At 67.6% G+C, this 16,863-nt stretch carries 16 protein-coding genes; 12 read left to right on the top strand and 4 right to left on the bottom strand.

Translation table 11 applies throughout. The features are described from left to right. The first annotated feature begins 14 nt into the window (after positions 1-14). The 5 genes from ACQPW1_RS47360 (at position 15) to ACQPW1_RS47340 (ending at position 5,912) form a co-directional block, all read left to right on the top strand. Complete coding sequence (locus tag ACQPW1_RS47360; protein WP_433660466.1) at positions 15-1,148, top strand: hypothetical protein; 1,134 nt, start codon at positions 15-17, stop codon at positions 1,146-1,148. Beyond that, complete coding sequence (locus ACQPW1_RS47355; RefSeq protein ID WP_433660465.1) at positions 1,135-2,715, top strand: hypothetical protein; 1,581 nt, start codon at positions 1,135-1,137, stop codon at positions 2,713-2,715. The genes ACQPW1_RS47360 and ACQPW1_RS47355 overlap by 14 nt, the downstream gene beginning before the upstream one ends. Positions 2,716-2,999: 284 nt before the next feature. Continuing rightward, entirely contained in the window at positions 3,000-4,832 is a 1,833-nt protein-coding gene (locus ACQPW1_RS47350) for a phosphoenolpyruvate carboxykinase (GTP) (RefSeq protein ID WP_433660464.1), read from the top strand. A gap of 399 nt (positions 4,833-5,231) precedes the next feature. Continuing rightward, a complete protein-coding gene (locus ACQPW1_RS47345; RefSeq protein WP_433660463.1) occupies positions 5,232-5,618 on the top strand; it encodes a hypothetical protein in 387 nt (128 codons plus the stop codon). A gap of 57 nt (positions 5,619-5,675) precedes the next feature. Next, a complete protein-coding gene (locus ACQPW1_RS47340) occupies positions 5,676-5,912 on the top strand; it encodes a hypothetical protein (RefSeq protein WP_433660462.1) in 237 nt (78 codons plus the stop codon). Between the two features lie 19 nt (positions 5,913-5,931). On the opposite strand, the gene ACQPW1_RS47335 is transcribed toward ACQPW1_RS47340, so the two are convergent. Then, complete coding sequence (locus tag ACQPW1_RS47335) at positions 5,932-6,687, bottom strand: HD domain-containing protein (protein ID WP_433660461.1); 756 nt, start codon at positions 6,685-6,687, stop codon at positions 5,932-5,934. Positions 6,688-6,798: 111 nt separating this feature from the next. Here ACQPW1_RS47335 and ACQPW1_RS47330 point away from each other — a divergent pair, with 111 nt between their 5' ends. Then, a complete protein-coding gene (locus tag ACQPW1_RS47330; RefSeq protein WP_433660460.1) occupies positions 6,799-7,749 on the top strand; it encodes a GlxA family transcriptional regulator in 951 nt (316 codons plus the stop codon). Positions 7,750-8,203: 454 nt separating this feature from the next. Beyond that, on the top strand, positions 8,204-8,407 hold the full coding sequence (locus tag ACQPW1_RS47325; protein WP_433660459.1) for a hypothetical protein: 204 nt from the start codon (positions 8,204-8,206) through the stop codon (positions 8,405-8,407). Here the strand turns inward: ACQPW1_RS47325 and ACQPW1_RS47320 are convergent, their stop codons facing one another. Beyond that, a complete protein-coding gene (locus ACQPW1_RS47320; RefSeq protein ID WP_433660458.1) occupies positions 8,408-9,850 on the bottom strand; it encodes an aldehyde dehydrogenase in 1,443 nt (480 codons plus the stop codon). It lies immediately after the preceding gene. A gap of 209 nt (positions 9,851-10,059) precedes the next feature. Between ACQPW1_RS47320 and ACQPW1_RS47315 the strand changes: the two genes are divergently transcribed. Next, positions 10,060-10,362 (top strand): hypothetical protein, encoded by a 303-nt coding sequence (locus tag ACQPW1_RS47315; protein ID WP_433660457.1) that lies wholly within the window; start codon positions 10,060-10,062, stop codon positions 10,360-10,362. A 2-nt stretch (positions 10,363-10,364) separates the two neighbouring features. Here the strand turns inward: ACQPW1_RS47315 and ACQPW1_RS47310 are convergent, their stop codons facing one another. Further along, a complete protein-coding gene (locus ACQPW1_RS47310) occupies positions 10,365-11,159 on the bottom strand; it encodes a class I SAM-dependent methyltransferase (protein ID WP_433660456.1) in 795 nt (264 codons plus the stop codon). 174 nt (positions 11,160-11,333) lie between these two features. Here ACQPW1_RS47310 and ACQPW1_RS47305 point away from each other — a divergent pair, with 174 nt between their 5' ends. After that, positions 11,334-12,506 (top strand): glycosyltransferase family 4 protein, encoded by a 1,173-nt coding sequence (locus ACQPW1_RS47305; RefSeq protein WP_433660455.1) that lies wholly within the window; start codon positions 11,334-11,336, stop codon positions 12,504-12,506. A gap of 122 nt (positions 12,507-12,628) precedes the next feature. Here the strand turns inward: ACQPW1_RS47305 and ACQPW1_RS47300 are convergent, their stop codons facing one another. After that, on the bottom strand, positions 12,629-14,524 hold the full coding sequence (locus ACQPW1_RS47300) for a hypothetical protein (protein ID WP_433660454.1): 1,896 nt from the start codon (positions 14,522-14,524) through the stop codon (positions 12,629-12,631). 107 nt (positions 14,525-14,631) lie between these two features. On the opposite strand from ACQPW1_RS47300, the gene ACQPW1_RS47295 reads away from it, so the two are divergent. The 3 genes from ACQPW1_RS47295 to ACQPW1_RS47285 all read left to right on the top strand — a co-directional run bounded on the left by ACQPW1_RS47295 (position 14,632) and on the right by ACQPW1_RS47285 (position 16,826). Next, positions 14,632-14,937: a hypothetical protein gene (locus ACQPW1_RS47295; RefSeq protein WP_433660453.1), complete on the top strand. Its 306-nt coding sequence runs from the start codon at positions 14,632-14,634 to the stop codon at positions 14,935-14,937. 149 nt (positions 14,938-15,086) lie between these two features. Next, on the top strand, positions 15,087-16,337 hold the full coding sequence (locus ACQPW1_RS47290) for a polysaccharide biosynthesis protein (RefSeq protein ID WP_433660452.1): 1,251 nt from the start codon (positions 15,087-15,089) through the stop codon (positions 16,335-16,337). A gap of 129 nt (positions 16,338-16,466) precedes the next feature. Further along, complete coding sequence (locus ACQPW1_RS47285) at positions 16,467-16,826, top strand: VOC family protein (RefSeq protein ID WP_433660451.1); 360 nt, start codon at positions 16,467-16,469, stop codon at positions 16,824-16,826. Positions 16,827-16,863 lie beyond the last annotated feature (37 nt).

Genomic DNA, 16,863 nt, shown 5'->3' with positions numbered 1-16,863 from the left:
AAAGGGGGTCCAACATGCCGACAGCCACCGAGTCCGACGGGCCGATGCGGGAACGCGGCGTGCCCGCGCGCGAACACGACCAGCTCGACCGGCTCCTGGCCGACCTGCGATTCGGCACGGGGCGGGACAAGCAGATCGGCTACGCGGCGGGCAATGCCGTCAGTGCCTGGCGCACCCCGCCGCGCATCCAGGTGATGGGCCGCGCGCATTCCGGTCGGACGACGGTGCTGCAGGCGCTCGCGCTGATGTCGGCCGTGGAGACCGGTCCGGTCGACGAGCCGGACATGCCCGATCCGGAGCTCGACGCGGACATCGTCGTCTATGTGCTGTCCGCCGCGCCGTCGCCCGCGGATCGCCGCGTGCTGGCCGCGCTGCCGCCGGAGCGCACCATCGTGGTGTTGAACAAGGCCGACGCGATCGGCGGCCGCTGGGGCGACGCGGTCGCCGCCGCCGAGCAATACGGCAGGGAGATCGGCACCGCCGTGCTTCCGGTGGTCGGCTCGCTCGCCATGCGCACCAGGGCGGGCGCGATGACCGACGTCGACCTGGTCCCGTTGCGCAGGCTGGCCGCGAACGCCGATGCCGCGCTGACGCTTTCGCCGGACCTGTTCGTCGCACCCGGTCCCGACCTGGCCGCTCGCGAAGAACTGTTACAGCGCTGGGACCTGTACGGCGTGAGCTGCGCGCTCGCCGCGCTCGGCCACGATCCGGAGCTCGCCCCGCAGACGTTGCTGCAAATCCTGCACGCCGCAAGCGGAATCGACGCGCTGCACCGCCTGCTGCACCGCCGCTACGAGCAGGTCTCCGCGCTGCGCGGTGGCGAACTCCTCGACGAACTCACCCGGCTGGCCGCCAGAGCGGTGCCCGAGGAAGGCAGCACGGCCCGAGACGTCTTGGAGGCCTATCTCTTCGGTGACGATGCCCGCTGGCTCGGGCTGTGCGCGGGGTTGGCGCACCCGGCGGTCGCCCACCTCGCGGCAGGTTATCCCGCACCGGCGCCGGCCGACGCCGACGACGCGATGGCCCGTGCCGCCCGTTGGCGTGCCGTCGTCTCCAGCGACATGCCGCCCACCGCACGGCGTGCCGCGCTGCGCGTACACAACGGGTACATCCGACTATGGGAACGGATGAGCAGTGCCGGGCTCTGAACCCCCATCCGGCCCGCCCGTCGGGGCCGACCAACCGCTGGAGTTGCCCGCCGACGAGCCCATCGAGCCCGACCCCGCCGATCGCTCCGTCAGTCCACCACCCGAGGTGGAAGCCGTTGTCGCACGATGGAATCCGCAGGGGATCGCGTTGCTGCGGGCTGTGCAGGGGGCGGGCTCGGCCGGTGCGGTGACGCTGATCGGGCCCGCCGACGCCAACACCACGCTGCTGCGCACCGAGCTGGCCCGGTTCGAACCGCTCATCAATCTCGCGGATCCGGTGGCCGACGCGAGCGCGGTCGTGGAGAGCACGTCGCCATCGGGCACGGCGCCGTCGCCGGTCGCGCTGATCCTGCTGGACGCCGGGACCACGATCGGCGCCGACACCCTGCGCATCGTGCACCGCCTGCGCTCGGACGGCACCCGCATCCTGCTCGCCATGAACGGCATTCACGCATACCAGGATTGGCGCTCGGTGCGGGCGCGCGACCTGGAACTGTTGGCCGCGCAAGGTGCGGTGGAGCTGGATATCGTGCCGGTCTCCGCGCGGCTCGCGGCGGCGGCGCGCACCGCGGGCGACGCGGGACTGATGGATCGATCCGGCGTCGGCGCACTGCACGCGGCGTTGGCCGCGGCCGCGCTCGGCGCGGAAGCCGAGGGCGGTGGCAGGCTCGCGGCGGTGACCGCGCGCGTGCTCACCGACACCAGGCAGCGGGTCGCCGAGCAGGTGACCGCGTTGCATTCCGGAGCGGAGACGGCCAAGCTGCGCGAGGAGCGGGCGGTGCTGCTCGCGGGTCGCGACGGCGGCCGGGCCACCGCCATGTCCACCCTGCGCGGCCAGTTGCATCTGGCCCGGGTCGACCTGATGACCGAGGTGGGTGCCCGGATCAGGGCGCTGCACACCGCGACCCGCGCCGACCTCGACCGCATGCGCCGCAGCGAACTCGGCACCTACCCCGAGCGGCTGCAGCACGCCGCCACCGAACTGACCGGCGCGGTCGACCTGGCCATCGACCAGCGCCTGGCCGAACTCGCCGCGCACGTCGTCGCGCCCGGCCAGGGCCTGCCTTCGCGCCGTCGCGACCCCGCGCCACGGGTCGGCCCGGACCCCGATCCGCGGCACCGTGGTGTCGAAGATCACCTGATGATCGCGCTCGGCGCGTCGGCCGGTGTCGGCCTCGGCAGGCTGTTGGTTTCGCCACTTTCGCTGGTGCCCGCGCTGGATTTCGCGAGCGTGCCGGTGACCCTGCTGCTCGGTGCGGGCGCGGCGGGCTGGGTGGTGCGGGCGCGCGGGCAGCTCGCCGATCGCGCGCACGTGCGGCAGTGGGTCTCGGACGCGCTGATCAACGTAAAAGCCCAGCTCGAGCAGCGGGTCGCGACCGCGCTGGTGGAAACCGAGACGGTGCTGGCCGATCGGGTTGTTCAAGTGAGTACGACTCGTATGGTGGACACCGATCGCAGAGTGGCCGAACTCGAGGCCCGTTTACGGCGCGCCGTAACCGAACAACCCGGGCAACTTGCGGCGTGCGAACGCGATATCGCGATCCTCGATCGTTGGATCACGGGTTGATTAACTCTTAAGAATGGGTACATAGTGACGAACCCGATTCAGTACCGGTCGTCACAGGGCGTTAACCTCTAATCAGGAACTTGGGCGTCCGCTAAGTCCTCGTCCGCCGTCCAGCCGGGGCGCGCTTTCGACTGGTCGTAGCGGGTGCCTTCCCGCCAATGGTGGCGCTCGGTGTTGGTTCGCGCTGGCTAGGGCCGTCCCGTAGTGACTGCTCGCAGGTCGCTCGAAACGGTCAGCCCAGGCGGAGACACACCGTAGGGACCGCCCATCTCAGGAGAGTTTTCATGACCTCAGCGACCATTCCTGGTCTTCGTGGATCCGACGGTAAACCGCCGACCGAGCACAGCGAACTACTCGCCTGGGTACAGGAAGTCGCCGAACTCACTCAGCCAGATCGGGTGGTCTGGGCGGACGGTTCCGACGAAGAATGGGACCGACTGACCGCTCAGCTCGTCGCGGCGGGCACCTTCAAGCAGCTCGACCCGAAGAAGAAGCCGAATTCCTTCCTCGCGCTCTCCGATCCGTCCGACGTGGCTCGGGTGGAGTCACGCACCTACATCTGTTCCAAGAGCGAAGCCGACGCAGGCCCGACCAACAACTGGGTCGACCCCGCCGAGATGCGCGCCACCATGACCGAGCTGTACCGCGGCTCGATGAAGGGCCGCACCCTGTTCGTGGTGCCGTTCTGCATGGGCCCGCTCGGTGCCGAGGACCCCAAGCTCGGCGTGGAGATCACCGACTCCGAGTACGTCGTGGTCTCGATGCGCGTGATGACCAGGATGGGCAAGGCCGCGCTGGAGAAGCTCGGCACCGACCGCCCGTTCGTGAAGGCGCTGCACTCCGTCGGCGCCCCGCTGGCCGAGGGCCAGGCCGACGTGCCGTGGCCGTGCAACGACACAAAGTACATCACCCACTTCCCGGAGGACCGCGAGATCTGGAGCTACGGCTCCGGCTACGGCGGCAACGCCCTGCTCGGCAAGAAGTGCTACTCGCTGCGCATCGCCTCGGCCATGGCGCACGACGAGGGCTGGCTGGCCGAGCACATGCTGATCCTCAAGCTGATCTCCCCCGAGAACAAGGCCTACTACATCGCCGCCGCGTTCCCGAGCGCCTGCGGCAAGACCAACCTCGCGATGATCCAGCCGACCGTGCCCGGCTGGCGCGCCGAAACCCTCGGCGACGACATCGCCTGGATGCGCTTCGGCAAGGACGGTCAGCTCTACGCGGTGAACCCGGAGTACGGCTTCTTCGGCGTCGCGCCCGGCACCAACCACAGCTCCAACCCGAACGCCATGGCCACCATGGAGGCGGGCAACACCGTCTACACCAACGTCGCGCAGACCGACAACAACGACGTGTGGTGGGAGGGCCTGGAAGGCGAGCCCGATCATCTGATCGACTGGAAGGGCAACGACTGGTTCCTCCGGGAGACCGAAACCCTTGCCGCCCACCCGAACTCGCGCTACTGCACGCCGATGTCGCAGTGCCCGACGCTGGCTCCGGAGTGGGACGACCCGCAAGGCGTGCCGATCTCGGCGATCCTGTTCGGCGGCCGCCGCAAGACCACCATCCCGCTGGTCACCGAGTCCTTCGACTGGCAGCACGGCGTTTTCATGGGTGCCACCCTGTCGTCCGAGCAGACCGCCGCGGCCGAGGGCAAGGTCGGCACCGTGCGCCGCGACCCGATGGCGATGATCCCGTTCATGGGCTACCACGTCGGTGACTACCTGAACCACTGGATCAACCTCGGCAAGAACGCCGACGCCACCAAGTTGCCGAAGATCTTCTACGTCAACTGGTTCCGTCGCGGCGCCGACGGCCGCTTCCTGTGGCCCGGCTTCGGTGAGAACTCCCGCGTGCTGGAGTGGATCGTCGGCCGCGTCGAAGGCACCGCCGAGGCCACCGCCACTGCCGTCGGCAACGTCCCCGTCGCCGCCAACCTCGACCTCGACGGTCTCAAGGTCGACCCCGACGACGTCGACGAGGCCCTCAAGGTCGACGCCGCCGAATGGCGCAAGGAGATCCCGCTGATCGAGGAATGGTTCGAATTCGTCGGCGACAAGCTCCCCTCGGGAGTTCGCGACGAGTTCGAGGCCCTGAAGGAACGCCTCGGCTGATCCACTCGAAACGTCAACCGCCCGCACCGTTTCCAACGGTGCGGGCGGTTTCGTTTGCGCGGCAACCATTCCCGCCGATCACGTCGCTACCGTTCACCGCCCGCAGCGCGAATACCACTGCCACCCAGTCTTTCCAGACCCACCGTTTGAACAACCGCCCACCGGATATACGACCCGTGTGCCTACGGCCAACTTTGGGCACTGGCGAGTGGCACATGGTGGAGAGGGCTCCTCGGCGCAAGCCGAAACCATGTGCCACTCGCTGCATCTTGCTTCCGTGGGTGGATGCCGCACGAGATGTACTGCCCTCTATCGTTCCTCGGGTAACTGAGCTGTTCCTGTCCGAGGTTCTGAGTATTCGTTGCGCCGGTCGACGGTGCGACTCGAGCGGAGGGTTGTGTGACGGACTTTTCGATGTCCTCGGAGTTGGCTGAAGAAGATCGGTTCTGCAAGATATTTGTGCGGAATGCAGAACCGTCGGTTCTGATGAAATTGATCGCAGGCCTGCTGGGCGGAAGATTCGAAATCCGAAGCCTGACATTGCCTACTGCGACTGTAGATGTCCTGAGAAATCCAGAGGTCAGAGGCGATTCAGTTGAGTTCATATTCTGGCCATCGCTGGTTGAGATAGAGGCGCAGGAGTCAATTGATGCGGAAGAAATGATCGCCGTAACTCGGCGTATCTTGATCGCATTGTGGGATGCAGGGCTTTCTGCTGTAGCGGCGTGTGGTTTCGAGGACGAACTCCCTTGGCGTGGCGGCATCGACCGCCTGTCACCGCAGTAGGGCTTGCGGCACCGTCAGCGACGACGGAGGCTGCATAGTCGGAGGTAGGCTGACGGCATGGAGATCCAATCTCTGCTGTTCTCGGCTGATGCGGAAGTGGCACCGGCCGAAATCGAGTGGAATCCGTTGACTGTCCCGGACCTGATATCGGGTCGTTGTGCGTCGTTCTATGAAGGTGTCGTAAGTGGGATAGGGGCAGCCCCGCCGGATCTGGTCGATGACCCGAGCCCATGGCACGGCTTCGCGGATTGGAATTCGGAGCTCCAGATCTGCTACTCCACGAAGGTGAACTGATTCCCTGGAGTGGGAGAGGCTATTCGGAGAATGGCGCGTAGCGGATCAGTTGGAGCAGTCCGGTGCGGGTGTTCAGCCAGCGGGTTCGGCCTTGGGGGACGGCTTTGGATTCGTTGGTGAGGGCCGTGATCATGTGCTTGGTGAAGTTGTGGCGGGGGTGGCGGTTCAGTAGGTCTTCGACCCAGGTCGGGTCGAGTTCGGCGAGGCGGCTGCCGATTACGTCGACTGAGGCGCCTGCGTAGATGAAGCGGCCTGGGTCGCTCAGGTTTTTGCCGTTGCCGGGGGTGATGTGGGTGGCGATGGCGTGGCCTATTGCTTGGACTTGGGTGGGGGTGGCTCCGGCGCGGGATACGAAGTCGACGGCGCGTTCTGCGCCGGTTACCGCGAAACAGCGTGCGGGGGTGGGGTGTTCGAGTTGCAGGTCGTGCAGTAGGCAGGAGATGTAGACGAGTTCGTCGTCGTAGGGGGCGCCGTCCAGTTCGGCGAGGACTCGGCCGAAGTAGTAGGTGCGGTAGGAATGGCCGAGCACGTGGGGTGAGAGTGACTCGTGCGCTTCGGCTTCCGCTGCTCGGGCGAGGGATGAGTCGGGGAGGCGGAGGCCCGCGAAGTCGAGGCGGCCCGCGCCGCGGTGGCCGGCGGCGAGGCGGGCTCGGTCGGCGAGCAGGGCGGGGAGGGCGCGGGTGACGGTGGTCATGAGTTGTCGGCGTTGTTTGTTCGACAGGGTGCCGCCTGTTCGGGTGGCCCAGTCCCAATCGATGCCGGTCGGCGTGGTCATCCCGGGTTCCTCTCGCTCGCTCGTGAATCGGGTTCAGTCAAGCGTGTGTGGGCGGTGGATGGCGAGTGGCAGGGATGACAGTGAGGCTTGGATTCGTGCCAAACTGGTTGGATGAAGCAGGTGGTCGCCCTCGCTCTGGACGGGGTTATGACGTACGACCTCGCCTGTGCCGTCCAAGTATTTCGGCATGGCCCGGGGAAGTTCGGGGAACCGATGGGGTTCCAGATGGAGACCTGTGGGCTGCGGCCGGGGCCGGTATGGACGCCGAACGGGTTCGATCTGCGGGTCGAGCATGGGTTGGAGGCGTTGGCCACCGCCGACATCGTGGTCGTGCCCGGCATCGCATTGCCGACGTTGCCGCCACCGGAGGAGGCACTCGCGGCACTGCGTGCCGCGGCGGCTCGGGGCGCGACCATGGTGAGCATTTGCGTCGGTGCGTTCGTTCTCGCGCGGGCCGGTCTATTGGACGATCGACCCGCCACGACGCACTGGGCCTATTGCGACGAGTTTGCCGACCTGTTCCCCGCCGTAAAGCTGGATCCGACCGCGCTATATGTGGACGACGGTGACGTACTCACCTCGGCGGGCCTATCGGCCGGTCTGGATCTATGCCTGCACATAGCGCGCAGCGAATTGGGCGCGAGCCCGGCGGCCGAATTGGCGCGGTGGAACGTGACCCCACCGCATCGCGCGGGTGGCCAAGCGCAATACATTCCGGATGCCCTGGCAGGCAGCGGCTTCCACGGTGGCCTGGCCGCGACAATGTCCTGGGCGGTACAGAACCCTGCTGCGGCGCCGGATGTTTCGGCGCTGGCCGCGCACGCGCTGATGAGCGAGCGCACGTTCATCCGGCATTTCAAGGCCGAGGTCGGCACCACGCCGCGGCGCTGGCTCGACGCGCAGCACACCGTGCGGGCCCGCGAACTGCTCGAAACCACCGACCTGCCAATCGAAGTGGTCGCGGCACAGTCGGGGTTCGGCAGCGTGACCGCGTTGCGAACCCATCTCCGCGCGGCGACGGGCGCAACCCCGGCGGACTATCGCCGAGCATTGCGACACTGACCGGTCGGTGCGCTGCTGCGTAGCCCGCGCGACAGGAAGCCAGGCAATGCGGCAGGACAGCACCTTTCGGCACGAGAACCGTGAAACATGGCGCACCCCAACCTGTCGCGAGCCGAAACGATTGCCGCCAAGCCGCCTTACATTCCATGACGGATCATCAATCGTCGTTATGGCGTGTTTCCCGCCACGCGGACCGAAGTTGTGGTGCTATTGGTAATGGTCGGTGCGCGCAGGTCACGAGCACCAATGGTTTGCCGAAGCTCGATATGGGGTAGTTGCCCGGTGTGCGAGGTTTGCGCACAAGTGGCTTATGCTTGCCGTGTTCTTGGTCTCATGACCTACCAGTCCGATTGCTAACCGTTTACTGATCGACTGAACTACTTCCCTATCGACATCGGGTTTCCGCGATGCTCGCGGCGAACGATGAGATCGACGCGCGAGAGGTGGTTGGAGCATGACCGATCTGGAGACCGGGGCGTCCATCACGCCCCTGGTTGCCGGTTTCGAACTGGCGACCGCTAGCACACCGCTGCGCCGCGCTGCCGGGCGTTTGCAGGCCGTCCTGCCCCCGGGCTGGCGCGTCGAGATCGTCGACGCGCCGAGCCTCACGGGCCGCCGCAGCGAGCCCGTCCTGCGGGTGGTTATGCCGACCGACTGATCAGCCGGTCCAACCCATGGGCATGAGCAGCGACTTCTGTTCGCAGAAGGAGTCCAGGCCCTCCGGGCCGTTTTCGCGGCCGAGCCCGGAATTCTTGTAGCCGCCGAACGGCGAGCTGGGATCGAACGCGTACCAGTTGATCGCGTACGTCCCGGTGCGCACCCGCGCGGCGATCTCGGCGCCGTGCTCGACGTCCGCGGTCCACACCGATCCGGCCAGGCCGTAGACCGAGTCGTTGGCGATGGCCACGGCCTCGTCCTCGGTCTCGTACGGAATCACCGACAGCACCGGCCCGAAGATCTCCTCCTGGGCGATCGTCGACTTGTTGTCCACATCGGCGAAGATCGTCGGCTCGACGAACCAGCCGCGGTCCAGGCCCTCGGGACGCCCACCGCCGAGCGCGACACGCGCGCCCTCTTCCTTACCTTTGGCGATATAACCCTCGACCCGCTCGCGCTGGCGCTCGGAGATCAGCGGGCCCAGCTGCACGGTCGGGTCGTTGGGGTCGCCGACCTTCATCGTCTGCACGTGCTCGACCAGCGCGTCGAGAATCTCGTCGTACCGGCTGCGCGGCGCGAGGATTCGGGTCTGTGCGACACAACCCTGCCCGCTGTTCATCAAGCCGGAGAACGCGAGCACCGGGATGCCCGCGATATCCATGTCCGGCAACAGGATTGCCGCCGACTTGCCGCCGAGCTCGAGCGAGACGCTCTTGAGCTGTCCGGTGGCGATCGCGCCGATCTTCTTACCGACCGCCGTGCTGCCGGTGAAGGTGACCTTGTCGACGCCGGGGTGCGACACCAGATACTCGGCGGCCTCGGCCTCGGCGGGCAGCACCGAGAGCACGCCTTCGGGCAGGCCCGCCTCGGTGAAGATGTCGGCGAGCATATTCGCTGTAATCGGTGTCAGCGGTGCGGGTTTGAGCACCACGGTGCAACCCGCGAGCAAGGAGGGCGCGAGCTTGTTGGCCGCGAGGAACAGCGGCACGTTCCATGCGATGACGGCCGCGACGACGCCGCGCGGTTCCCGGCTGACCCGCGAGGTGCCGAACAGGCCGGTGCGAGTTTCCTGCCACGGGAACGACTTCGCGAGCCCGGCGTACGCGTCGAGCGCGGCCACCGCGGGAATCTGGTTGAGCGTCATCGCGATCATCTGCGGTGCGCCCATTTCCGCGGTGAGCGCGGCCAGCAAATCCGCCGAGCGCTCCTCGATCAGCCGCGCGGCGCGGGTGAGTACCTGGGCCCGCTCTTCCGGCGGGGTCTGCGGCCATGGACCGTGATCGAAGGCGTGCCGGGCCGCGGCAACCGCGGCGTCGACGTCGGCGCGACCCACCGCGGGGACGCTGCCCACCGGCTCGACCGTGGCCGGCGAGATGACCTGAACGCGCTCGGCGGTGGCTGGCGCGGTCCAGCGGCCGCCGATGAACAAGCTGTCGTAATGCATGAGAACACGTTACAGTTTTGCCACTGAGTTGTCTGTAACCTGTTTCAGTTTGACGTCCGCGCAGTCCCACTGAGCAGGATCAATCCCAACCTGTCGGTTCGCTTTTCGCAGAACGCACTATTGCGTTCTATTGCTGGAGAGAGGATGCTGTAGCTACTGATCAGCTCGCTCGATTTCCTGAACCGATACCACATTGGGGAGCCCGAGTCATGGCGGTGCAAGTGGTCGACCGATCGTTGATGACCAGCGACCAGACCGAGCATCAAGCAAAGAGTGTCGGTGCAGGCGGCTGGGTTGTCTCCTTCCTACCTGGCCGGACGCTGACCATCGAGCAGGCAACCGCTGCGATGCAGGCAGCCGAGGCCGTTGCCGTCGTCGGGCTGCTGGCCGATCAGGTCGGATTGACCACCCTGGAAACCGTCGGACTGGCGATTCAGGAATCGCCGTGGACGCAGCCGCTGCACGAGCCGTGCGGCAGGCGCACCTGGCGCCGAGGCTGGCTGGAGCGTTAGAGCTACTTCTTGGTAGCCACCACGACGAGATTGCTTACCAGTAACTCCCGCACGATCGGGAGACGGACCAGCCACCAGGCCCAGCGCGGGTGATAGCGCGGGAAGACGGTCCGCACATCAGCGGAAGTGCTTGCCGCCCAACGCAACCCGTCCGAGGCGCGCACCGCGAACAGTGACTCGCCGAACCGGTTCTTCGGTTCCTTCCCGAGCTTTCGGCGGTACCGGCGCGCCGCGTATTCGCCGCCGAGGTAATGCCACGGCCCGGTCTCGTGCCCACCGAACGGGCCGTGCCACACCGTGTACGACAACACGATCAGCCCACCCGGCCGCGTCACCCGCACCATCTCGTCCGCCATCAGCCACGGCCTGGCCACGTGCTCGGCGACATTCGAGGAAAAGCAGATATCTACCGCGTCGTCGCGAAACGGCAACGCCATCCCCGAGCCGCGCACCGCACCCGCCACCGAAAGCCCGGCCGCGTGCATCTCCGACGGATCCGGCTCGACCGGGATATACCGCGCACCTGTCTTGACGAACTCGTCGGCGAAATAGCCCGGGCCGCCGCCGACATCCAGAATCGTCGCCCCCGCCAAATCCTTGCCCGTGAGGTCTGTGTAGAAATCACCGATCATCGCCGCGCTGTCCTCGGCCAAACCGCCGTAGAACACCGCCGGATCGGACTGCTCGAACCGGAAACTACCGAGCAACCGCAACGACCGGCGCAGCGTCGCCCGGCGCGCGAACCGGGGCGCGCGCGATCGCACACCATCAGCGGGCGTTTTCTCGGCTCTCAACACGGCGCCGAGTCTCGCATAACGACGGCGAGCCACCTCGGCGAGGACCGGTACCCCGCACGCCGTCCACCGGGCGGCACCGGTCGGTGGTCGGGCTACGCTGCAACGCTCGGGTTAGGGTGTAGCGCGATATCCGATGTTCCCGTCCAGGACCACCTGACCGAGAGAAGCTCGACCGTGCGCGAAGTCCTCCTGCTGTGCTGGCGTGACACCGGGCACCCGCAGGGCGGCGGCAGCGAGCGATACCTCGAACAGGTCGGCGCGCAGCTCGCCGCACGCGGGGTCAAGGTCACCCTGCGCACCGCCCGCTACCCCGGGGCGCCGAAACGCGAACACCTCGACGGCATCGACATCAGCCGAGCGGGCGGACGCTTCTCCGTATATCCGCGGGCACTGGCCGCGATGGCACTCGGCAGGCTCGGTGTCGGACCGTTGCGCGGCGTGCGACCCGACGCGGTGATCGACACCCAGAACGGCATCCCGTTCTTCGCCACGGCCGCCACCAAGGCTCCCGCCGTCGTGCTGGTGCATCACGGACACCGGGAGCAGTGGCCCGTCGCCGGACGATTGGTCGGCCGGATCGGCTGGTGGATCGAGTCGCGGCTGTCGCCACGGGTGCATCGGCGCAACCAGTACCTGACGGTCTCGCTGCCCTCGGCCGAAGAACTCGCCACCCTCGGCGTCGAACAGTCCCGGATCGCGGTGGTGCGCAACGGCGCCGAACCTGTTCCCGCGGACGCGCCGACCGGGGCCACCGAAACGCGCACCACGAACCCCCGCATCGTGGTGCTGTCGCGCCTGGTGCCGCACAAGCAGATCGAGGACGCGCTCGCCGTCGTCGCGCGACTACGGGCCCGCGTCCCCGGCCTGCACCTCGACGTGATCGGCGACGGCTGGTGGGCCGACAATCTGAAGGCCGACGCCGGCGCGCTCGGTATCGCCGACGCCGTCACCTTCCACGGTCATGTCGACGAACGCCGCAAACACGAACTGCTGTCTCGCGCTTGGGTACACGCGCTGCCCTCCCGCAAGGAAGGCTGGGGCCTCGCGGTTATCGAGGCCGCGCAGCACGGCGTGCCGACCATCGGTTACCGCAGTTCGCGGGGACTCACCGACTCCATCGTCGACGGCGTCACCGGTCTCCTGGTCGATGATGTCGCCCAATTGGCTGACGCGGTAGGCGAACTGCTCGACGATCGCGCCGCTCGTACCGTCATGGGGGAGAAGGCGCGGTCCCGGGCGCGTGAATTCTCTTGGGAGCAAACCGGAAACGGTGTGTACGACGTGTTGGCCGCCGCCGCGCGCGGTGAGCACACGTCGGGACTGATCGCTCCCCGCTCCGCCAGCTGACGCTCGCTACATACATTCGGCGGTCCGCCATGCCCGCAGCGGCATCGCTTGATCGACGAGACACCATCGAGGCGTCGCTCGGGAAACGTCCGCTGGCCGGTGTGCCTCTCGATATGCAGGGGTCACCGCTTGCGGCGAGCTCGGCGCGTGATGGTCGCGATGAGTGGGCCGCCGACGAGCAGCGCCACCCAAAGCGCGTGGGCCGCAATGACAAGGCTCCGATGCGTAGATGATCGATCGCGCTGTTCGGTGGCGCCGGGCACTCGATACAGCGCTAGGTCTGCGTCGCTATACACCGGATCGAGTTGGGCGAGCGTTGTTTTGGATTCGCCGAGCGGTCCAGGTGTGCCGCGCTCGACGAGCACCCAGCCGACGCCGTGTTCCGCCAGCTCCTGAGCTGAACCACCTTGTAGCAGTACGGTTTCCACCGCGCGGGCGCGGGCACCTTCGCCGGATACGGTGCGGCCGCGCACCGGGAGCTCGCCGGTTTGCAGTACGTCGCGGGGCAGCATGCGTGGGGCCGGGTCGAGCACGGGTGCTTTGCCGCTGTACCGGAACTTCCGGAACATCCCGCCGGGCAATACCGCGATATCGCCGGGCCCGTCCGTCTGCTCGGCAACCTGCTGCCAGCCTGCGGGGTAGTGCACAGGGCGTATCGCGCCGCCGACGCCCCACGCGAGATCGAGCAACGGAAGTATCAACAGGGTGATGAAAACCGTTGCGACCGAGCGCGACACGGCTGGGGATAGATTCGGCAGGGGGGTCCCAGCGGAGCTCGACGGAAGTGCGCTGTCGTCATGCGTATCGGACGAGAGACCGTTCCCAACAGCTTCCGAGCGTCGTGCATCGTCGATCGGTGCTGTCGAGAACCGCCTGGCGAGAACTCCACAACCGGCGGCCGCACACAGCGCATACGCGGGCATCGCCAGCGCCACATACTTCTGGGTATCCCGCAGCAAGCCCGCGCCGGGCACATGGGCGACGAGCCACTCCAACACGTGCATGCCCCACGGCGTCGCGCCGAGCGCGGGCAGCAGGATGGCGAGCGCCGCGAGCACGACAAGCGCACGGCGGACGTACCGTTCGTCCCGGTCGGCGCTGTCGGTGACGACCGACCGCAGGCCCGTCGCGACGATGACGAGCAGCAGCCCGGTCCCGATCAACGCGAGAAGCGTTGTGCGCGAATCGGGTACCGCGTCACCATTCCAGATGCCGCCGAGCCCGGCCAGGCTGCCCAGCGTGCCGAGACCCGGTTCACCACGGGCGGCGAACGCGGCAATACCCGCCGGATCGGACGGTTCGCTGCCCGCCCCGGACAGGGCGGTGGCGGTCAACCACGGCGCGGACGCGGCAATCAGCAGCGCCAGCACACCAGCGAGCTGCCGCCGCCCGGCCAATGACAGCGCGGTGATACCAGCGAGGAGCGCACCGGTCGGGGTGAGCCCAGCCGCGGCAAGGCAGCCCGCCAAACCCGCCCATCTGCCGATACGCTCGCCCGTGCCCGTGCCCGTGCCCGTGCCCGTGCCCGTGCCCGTGCCCGTGCCGGTCCGAATCCGGTACGCGGCCAACGCAACCCACGGCAGCGCGGCATACCCGGCGAGCAAACTCCAGTGGCCCTGCAAAAGGCGTTCGGCCACATACGGATTCCACAGCGCCACCGTGGTCGCGACGAGCTGCGCACTGACCGGTGCACCAACGAGTTCGCGCGCCAGCACGGCCGCCCCATAGCCCGCCGCCCACAGTGCAACCAGCAGAATCGCCTTGACGATCAGGCCACCATCGATGACCGGCGACAACACCGCGAGCAACGCGTCCTGCGGCACGGCACGAGGCGCGGCATCCCCGAGCCCGAGCGCCGAATCGGTCGGATAGGACCGCGGCGTACTCACCGCATCCCGCAGCAACAGATACCCGGACCCGAGCAGTGGACCGGCAATGAGCAGCGCAAGCACCGCGCTGTACCCGGCCGGGACAAACCTCACCCACCGGTCGCGCCGCCCCTGCCCGCTCGCACTCACGCTTGTGCACCCTACGGTCCGACCGCCGGGCGCACCCACCCGCACGCCGTGCCGCCCAGGTCGGAAAAGAACTCGGCAGCAACCTCCGGCAGCCATATTCTGGGTCGGTGGCGAGGAGATCACCCCAAGAGAAGAAGCAGCTCAGCTACGCCAAGGATCGCCGCAACAGCTACGGCGAGAACGACAAGGCGTCGCGCAAGAACCTGCCGCGCAAACGCGCGCGAGTGCACCGCGCCAACCGGCACCGCGCACACACGGATCTGCGAGGCGCGATCGGGCTGCTCGATGTCGAAGCCTCGGACGCCGCCGAAGTCCGCCTGCGTGGTCGCCGCCCCAAGACGTTCGCGAAACACCCCGACGTCCCACTCGCTGTGCACGTCCGCTGGCAGCTCAGCCGTCGACAAGCAGATTGATCCGCCGAGACCCACAGAACCTCCACACGTCTCACAAGGCATGTACCCCCTGTGAGACGCGTGCAGGATCTGTGGATCTGAGCCAAGCGCCAGCCGGGCGGGGCGCGTGCGGTAGGGCGGGACGACGCTGTTGATTCGCAGGTGGGACGATGGCGGACGTGTCTGCTGTCCGTCGGTTTCCTGTGGTGGCGGATCTGACGTTGGTGACGGCGGGGGCGATGACCGCCAATGTGGCGGGATATCTGCTCCAGCTACTCGCCGGGCGGTGGCTGGGGGTTTCCGGATACAGCGAATTCGCGAGCCTGCTCGCGGTGCAGTTGTTGTGTGCGGTGCCCGCGCTCGCATTGCAGAACGTGGTGGCCAGGGAGCTGGTTCGCGGGGCGAGCGTCGCGGCGCTGCGCGGGTTGCAGTGGCGGTGCGCGGTGATCGTCGCGGTCGTTGTCGCGGTGTTGGTACCGGTGGTGACCAGTGCGTTGAACGTCGGTGTCGCCGCATGTGCGGCGGCGCTGGGTGCCGCGCCCGCCTTGGTGCTGTTGTCCGGGGAGCAGGGAGTTCTCCAGGGCGGCAGGCGGTTTCGTGCGTTGGGCGTGGTGCTCGGTGCCGCGGGGATACTCCGAGTGGCGCCCGCGCTCATCGTGCTCGCCGTGGGCGGCGGCGCCGCGCTGGCCCTGGGCGCGGCCGCGTTGGGCATCGCGGTTGCCGCGGTATTCGCGCGGTTCGTCGCCGGATCGCCGAGTTCGCGATCCCGCGCTGGAGCCGATGAGGACGAGGTAGTCCAGGCCATCGGGGTACTTCCGGTGCTGCGGGCCGCGCAGGTGCAGGCGGCGCTGATGGCGTTGTCGTCCACGGACCTGATCGTGGTCCGGATGGTCCTCGACGACGCGGACGCCAGCCGCTACGCGCTCGGCACCATCGCCGCGAAGATCGCGTTCTGGCTGCCGCAGGCGGTCGGCGTCGTGCTGTATCCCCGGATGGCCCAGCCCACGCATTCGGCCCGCGCGATCAGGTCGGCCCTCGCGGTGTTGTCGGGCATCGGCATCGTGGCGGTCCTCTGCGCCGCGCTCGCCGCACCACTGGCTCCGCTGCTGGCCGGACAGGATTACGCCCCGATTCAGGGCTTGCTCTGGCTGTTCGCTTTGCACGGCGCCATCCTCGCCGTCTTGCAGGGTGCGATGCTGTCCGCGATCGCGGTGGACCGCACGGCCCTCGCCACACTCACCTGGCTCGGCCTCGCCGTCGAAGTGACACTGATGGTTTCGTTCGCCCGCTCCATCCCGGCCCTCATCACCACGGTCGCCTCCGTCGCTGCCGTCACCACCCTCGTGGTCGCGGTCATCGTCCTGCGCACCGCCGATCGCGACAGCAGCGTGCCCAGCCCCCAACCCGAGCGACTGCCTTAGTTGGTCCCGCGCACGGATTCGCCCGCCGCGCACGAACCTGCTGGCGAATGCGTGCGCAGCGGAAGAATTCGTGCGCGCGATGAAGCTATCGCTCCTGGCAGGAGGCGGGGGAAGCTTACGATCGGAGGCATGATCACTGCTGTGCACACGCTGGTCTACGCGGAGGATTCGGAGGCGGCTCGGGCGTTCTTCCGGGACGTGCTGCGCTGGCCGAATGTCGACGCGCACGAGGGCTGGCTCATCTTCGGTACCGGCCCGAGCGAGCTCGGCGTGCATCCGGCGGAAGGCGCACCGCGGCACGAGATCTCGCTGATGTGCGACGACCTCGAGCAGACGGTGGCCGAATTGGGTGCGCGCGGAGCGCAATTCAGCGGCGAGATCGCCGATCGATCCTTCGGCCGCTGCATCGACCTGCTCATCCCCGGTGCGGGCACGATGCTGCTCTATCAGGCTCGGCACCCGCTGGCCTACCCGCTGTCGGAAACCTGAGGGCCGAAAACGAATTCGGCCCCCGGTCGATGACCGG

Origin of the sequence: Nocardia sp. CA-128927 (genome assembly GCF_050955855.1) — a bacterium.
In the GTDB taxonomy this organism is placed as follows: domain Bacteria; phylum Actinomycetota; class Actinomycetes; order Mycobacteriales; family Mycobacteriaceae; genus Nocardia.
Note: the sequence above shows the minus strand (reverse complement) of the source record. Positions and strands in the feature narration are given on the sequence as shown.

What these genes read in the sequence shown, in the direction of transcription:
- ACQPW1_RS47325 (WP_433660459.1), top strand. Translation starts at nt 8,204, where the DNA reads ATGACCGATCTGGAGACCGGGGCGTCCATCACGCCCCTGGTTGCCGGT.
- ACQPW1_RS47290 (WP_433660452.1), top strand. Translation starts at nt 15,087, where the DNA reads ATGGCGGACGTGTCTGCTGTCCGTCGGTTTCCTGTGGTGGCGGATCTG.
- ACQPW1_RS47335 (WP_433660461.1), bottom strand. Translation starts at nt 6,687, where the DNA reads ATGACCACGCCGACCGGCATCGATTGGGACTGGGCCACCCGAACAGGC.
- ACQPW1_RS47360 (WP_433660466.1), top strand. Translation starts at nt 15, where the DNA reads ATGCCGACAGCCACCGAGTCCGACGGGCCGATGCGGGAACGCGGCGTG.
- ACQPW1_RS47330 (WP_433660460.1), top strand. Translation starts at nt 6,799, where the DNA reads ATGAAGCAGGTGGTCGCCCTCGCTCTGGACGGGGTTATGACGTACGAC.
- ACQPW1_RS47285 (WP_433660451.1), top strand. Translation starts at nt 16,467, where the DNA reads ATGATCACTGCTGTGCACACGCTGGTCTACGCGGAGGATTCGGAGGCG.
- ACQPW1_RS47340 (WP_433660462.1), top strand. Translation starts at nt 5,676, where the DNA reads ATGGAGATCCAATCTCTGCTGTTCTCGGCTGATGCGGAAGTGGCACCG.
- ACQPW1_RS47320 (WP_433660458.1), bottom strand. Translation starts at nt 9,850, where the DNA reads ATGCATTACGACAGCTTGTTCATCGGCGGCCGCTGGACCGCGCCAGCC.
- ACQPW1_RS47350 (WP_433660464.1), top strand. Translation starts at nt 3,000, where the DNA reads ATGACCTCAGCGACCATTCCTGGTCTTCGTGGATCCGACGGTAAACCG.
- ACQPW1_RS47315 (WP_433660457.1), top strand. Translation starts at nt 10,060, where the DNA reads ATGGCGGTGCAAGTGGTCGACCGATCGTTGATGACCAGCGACCAGACC.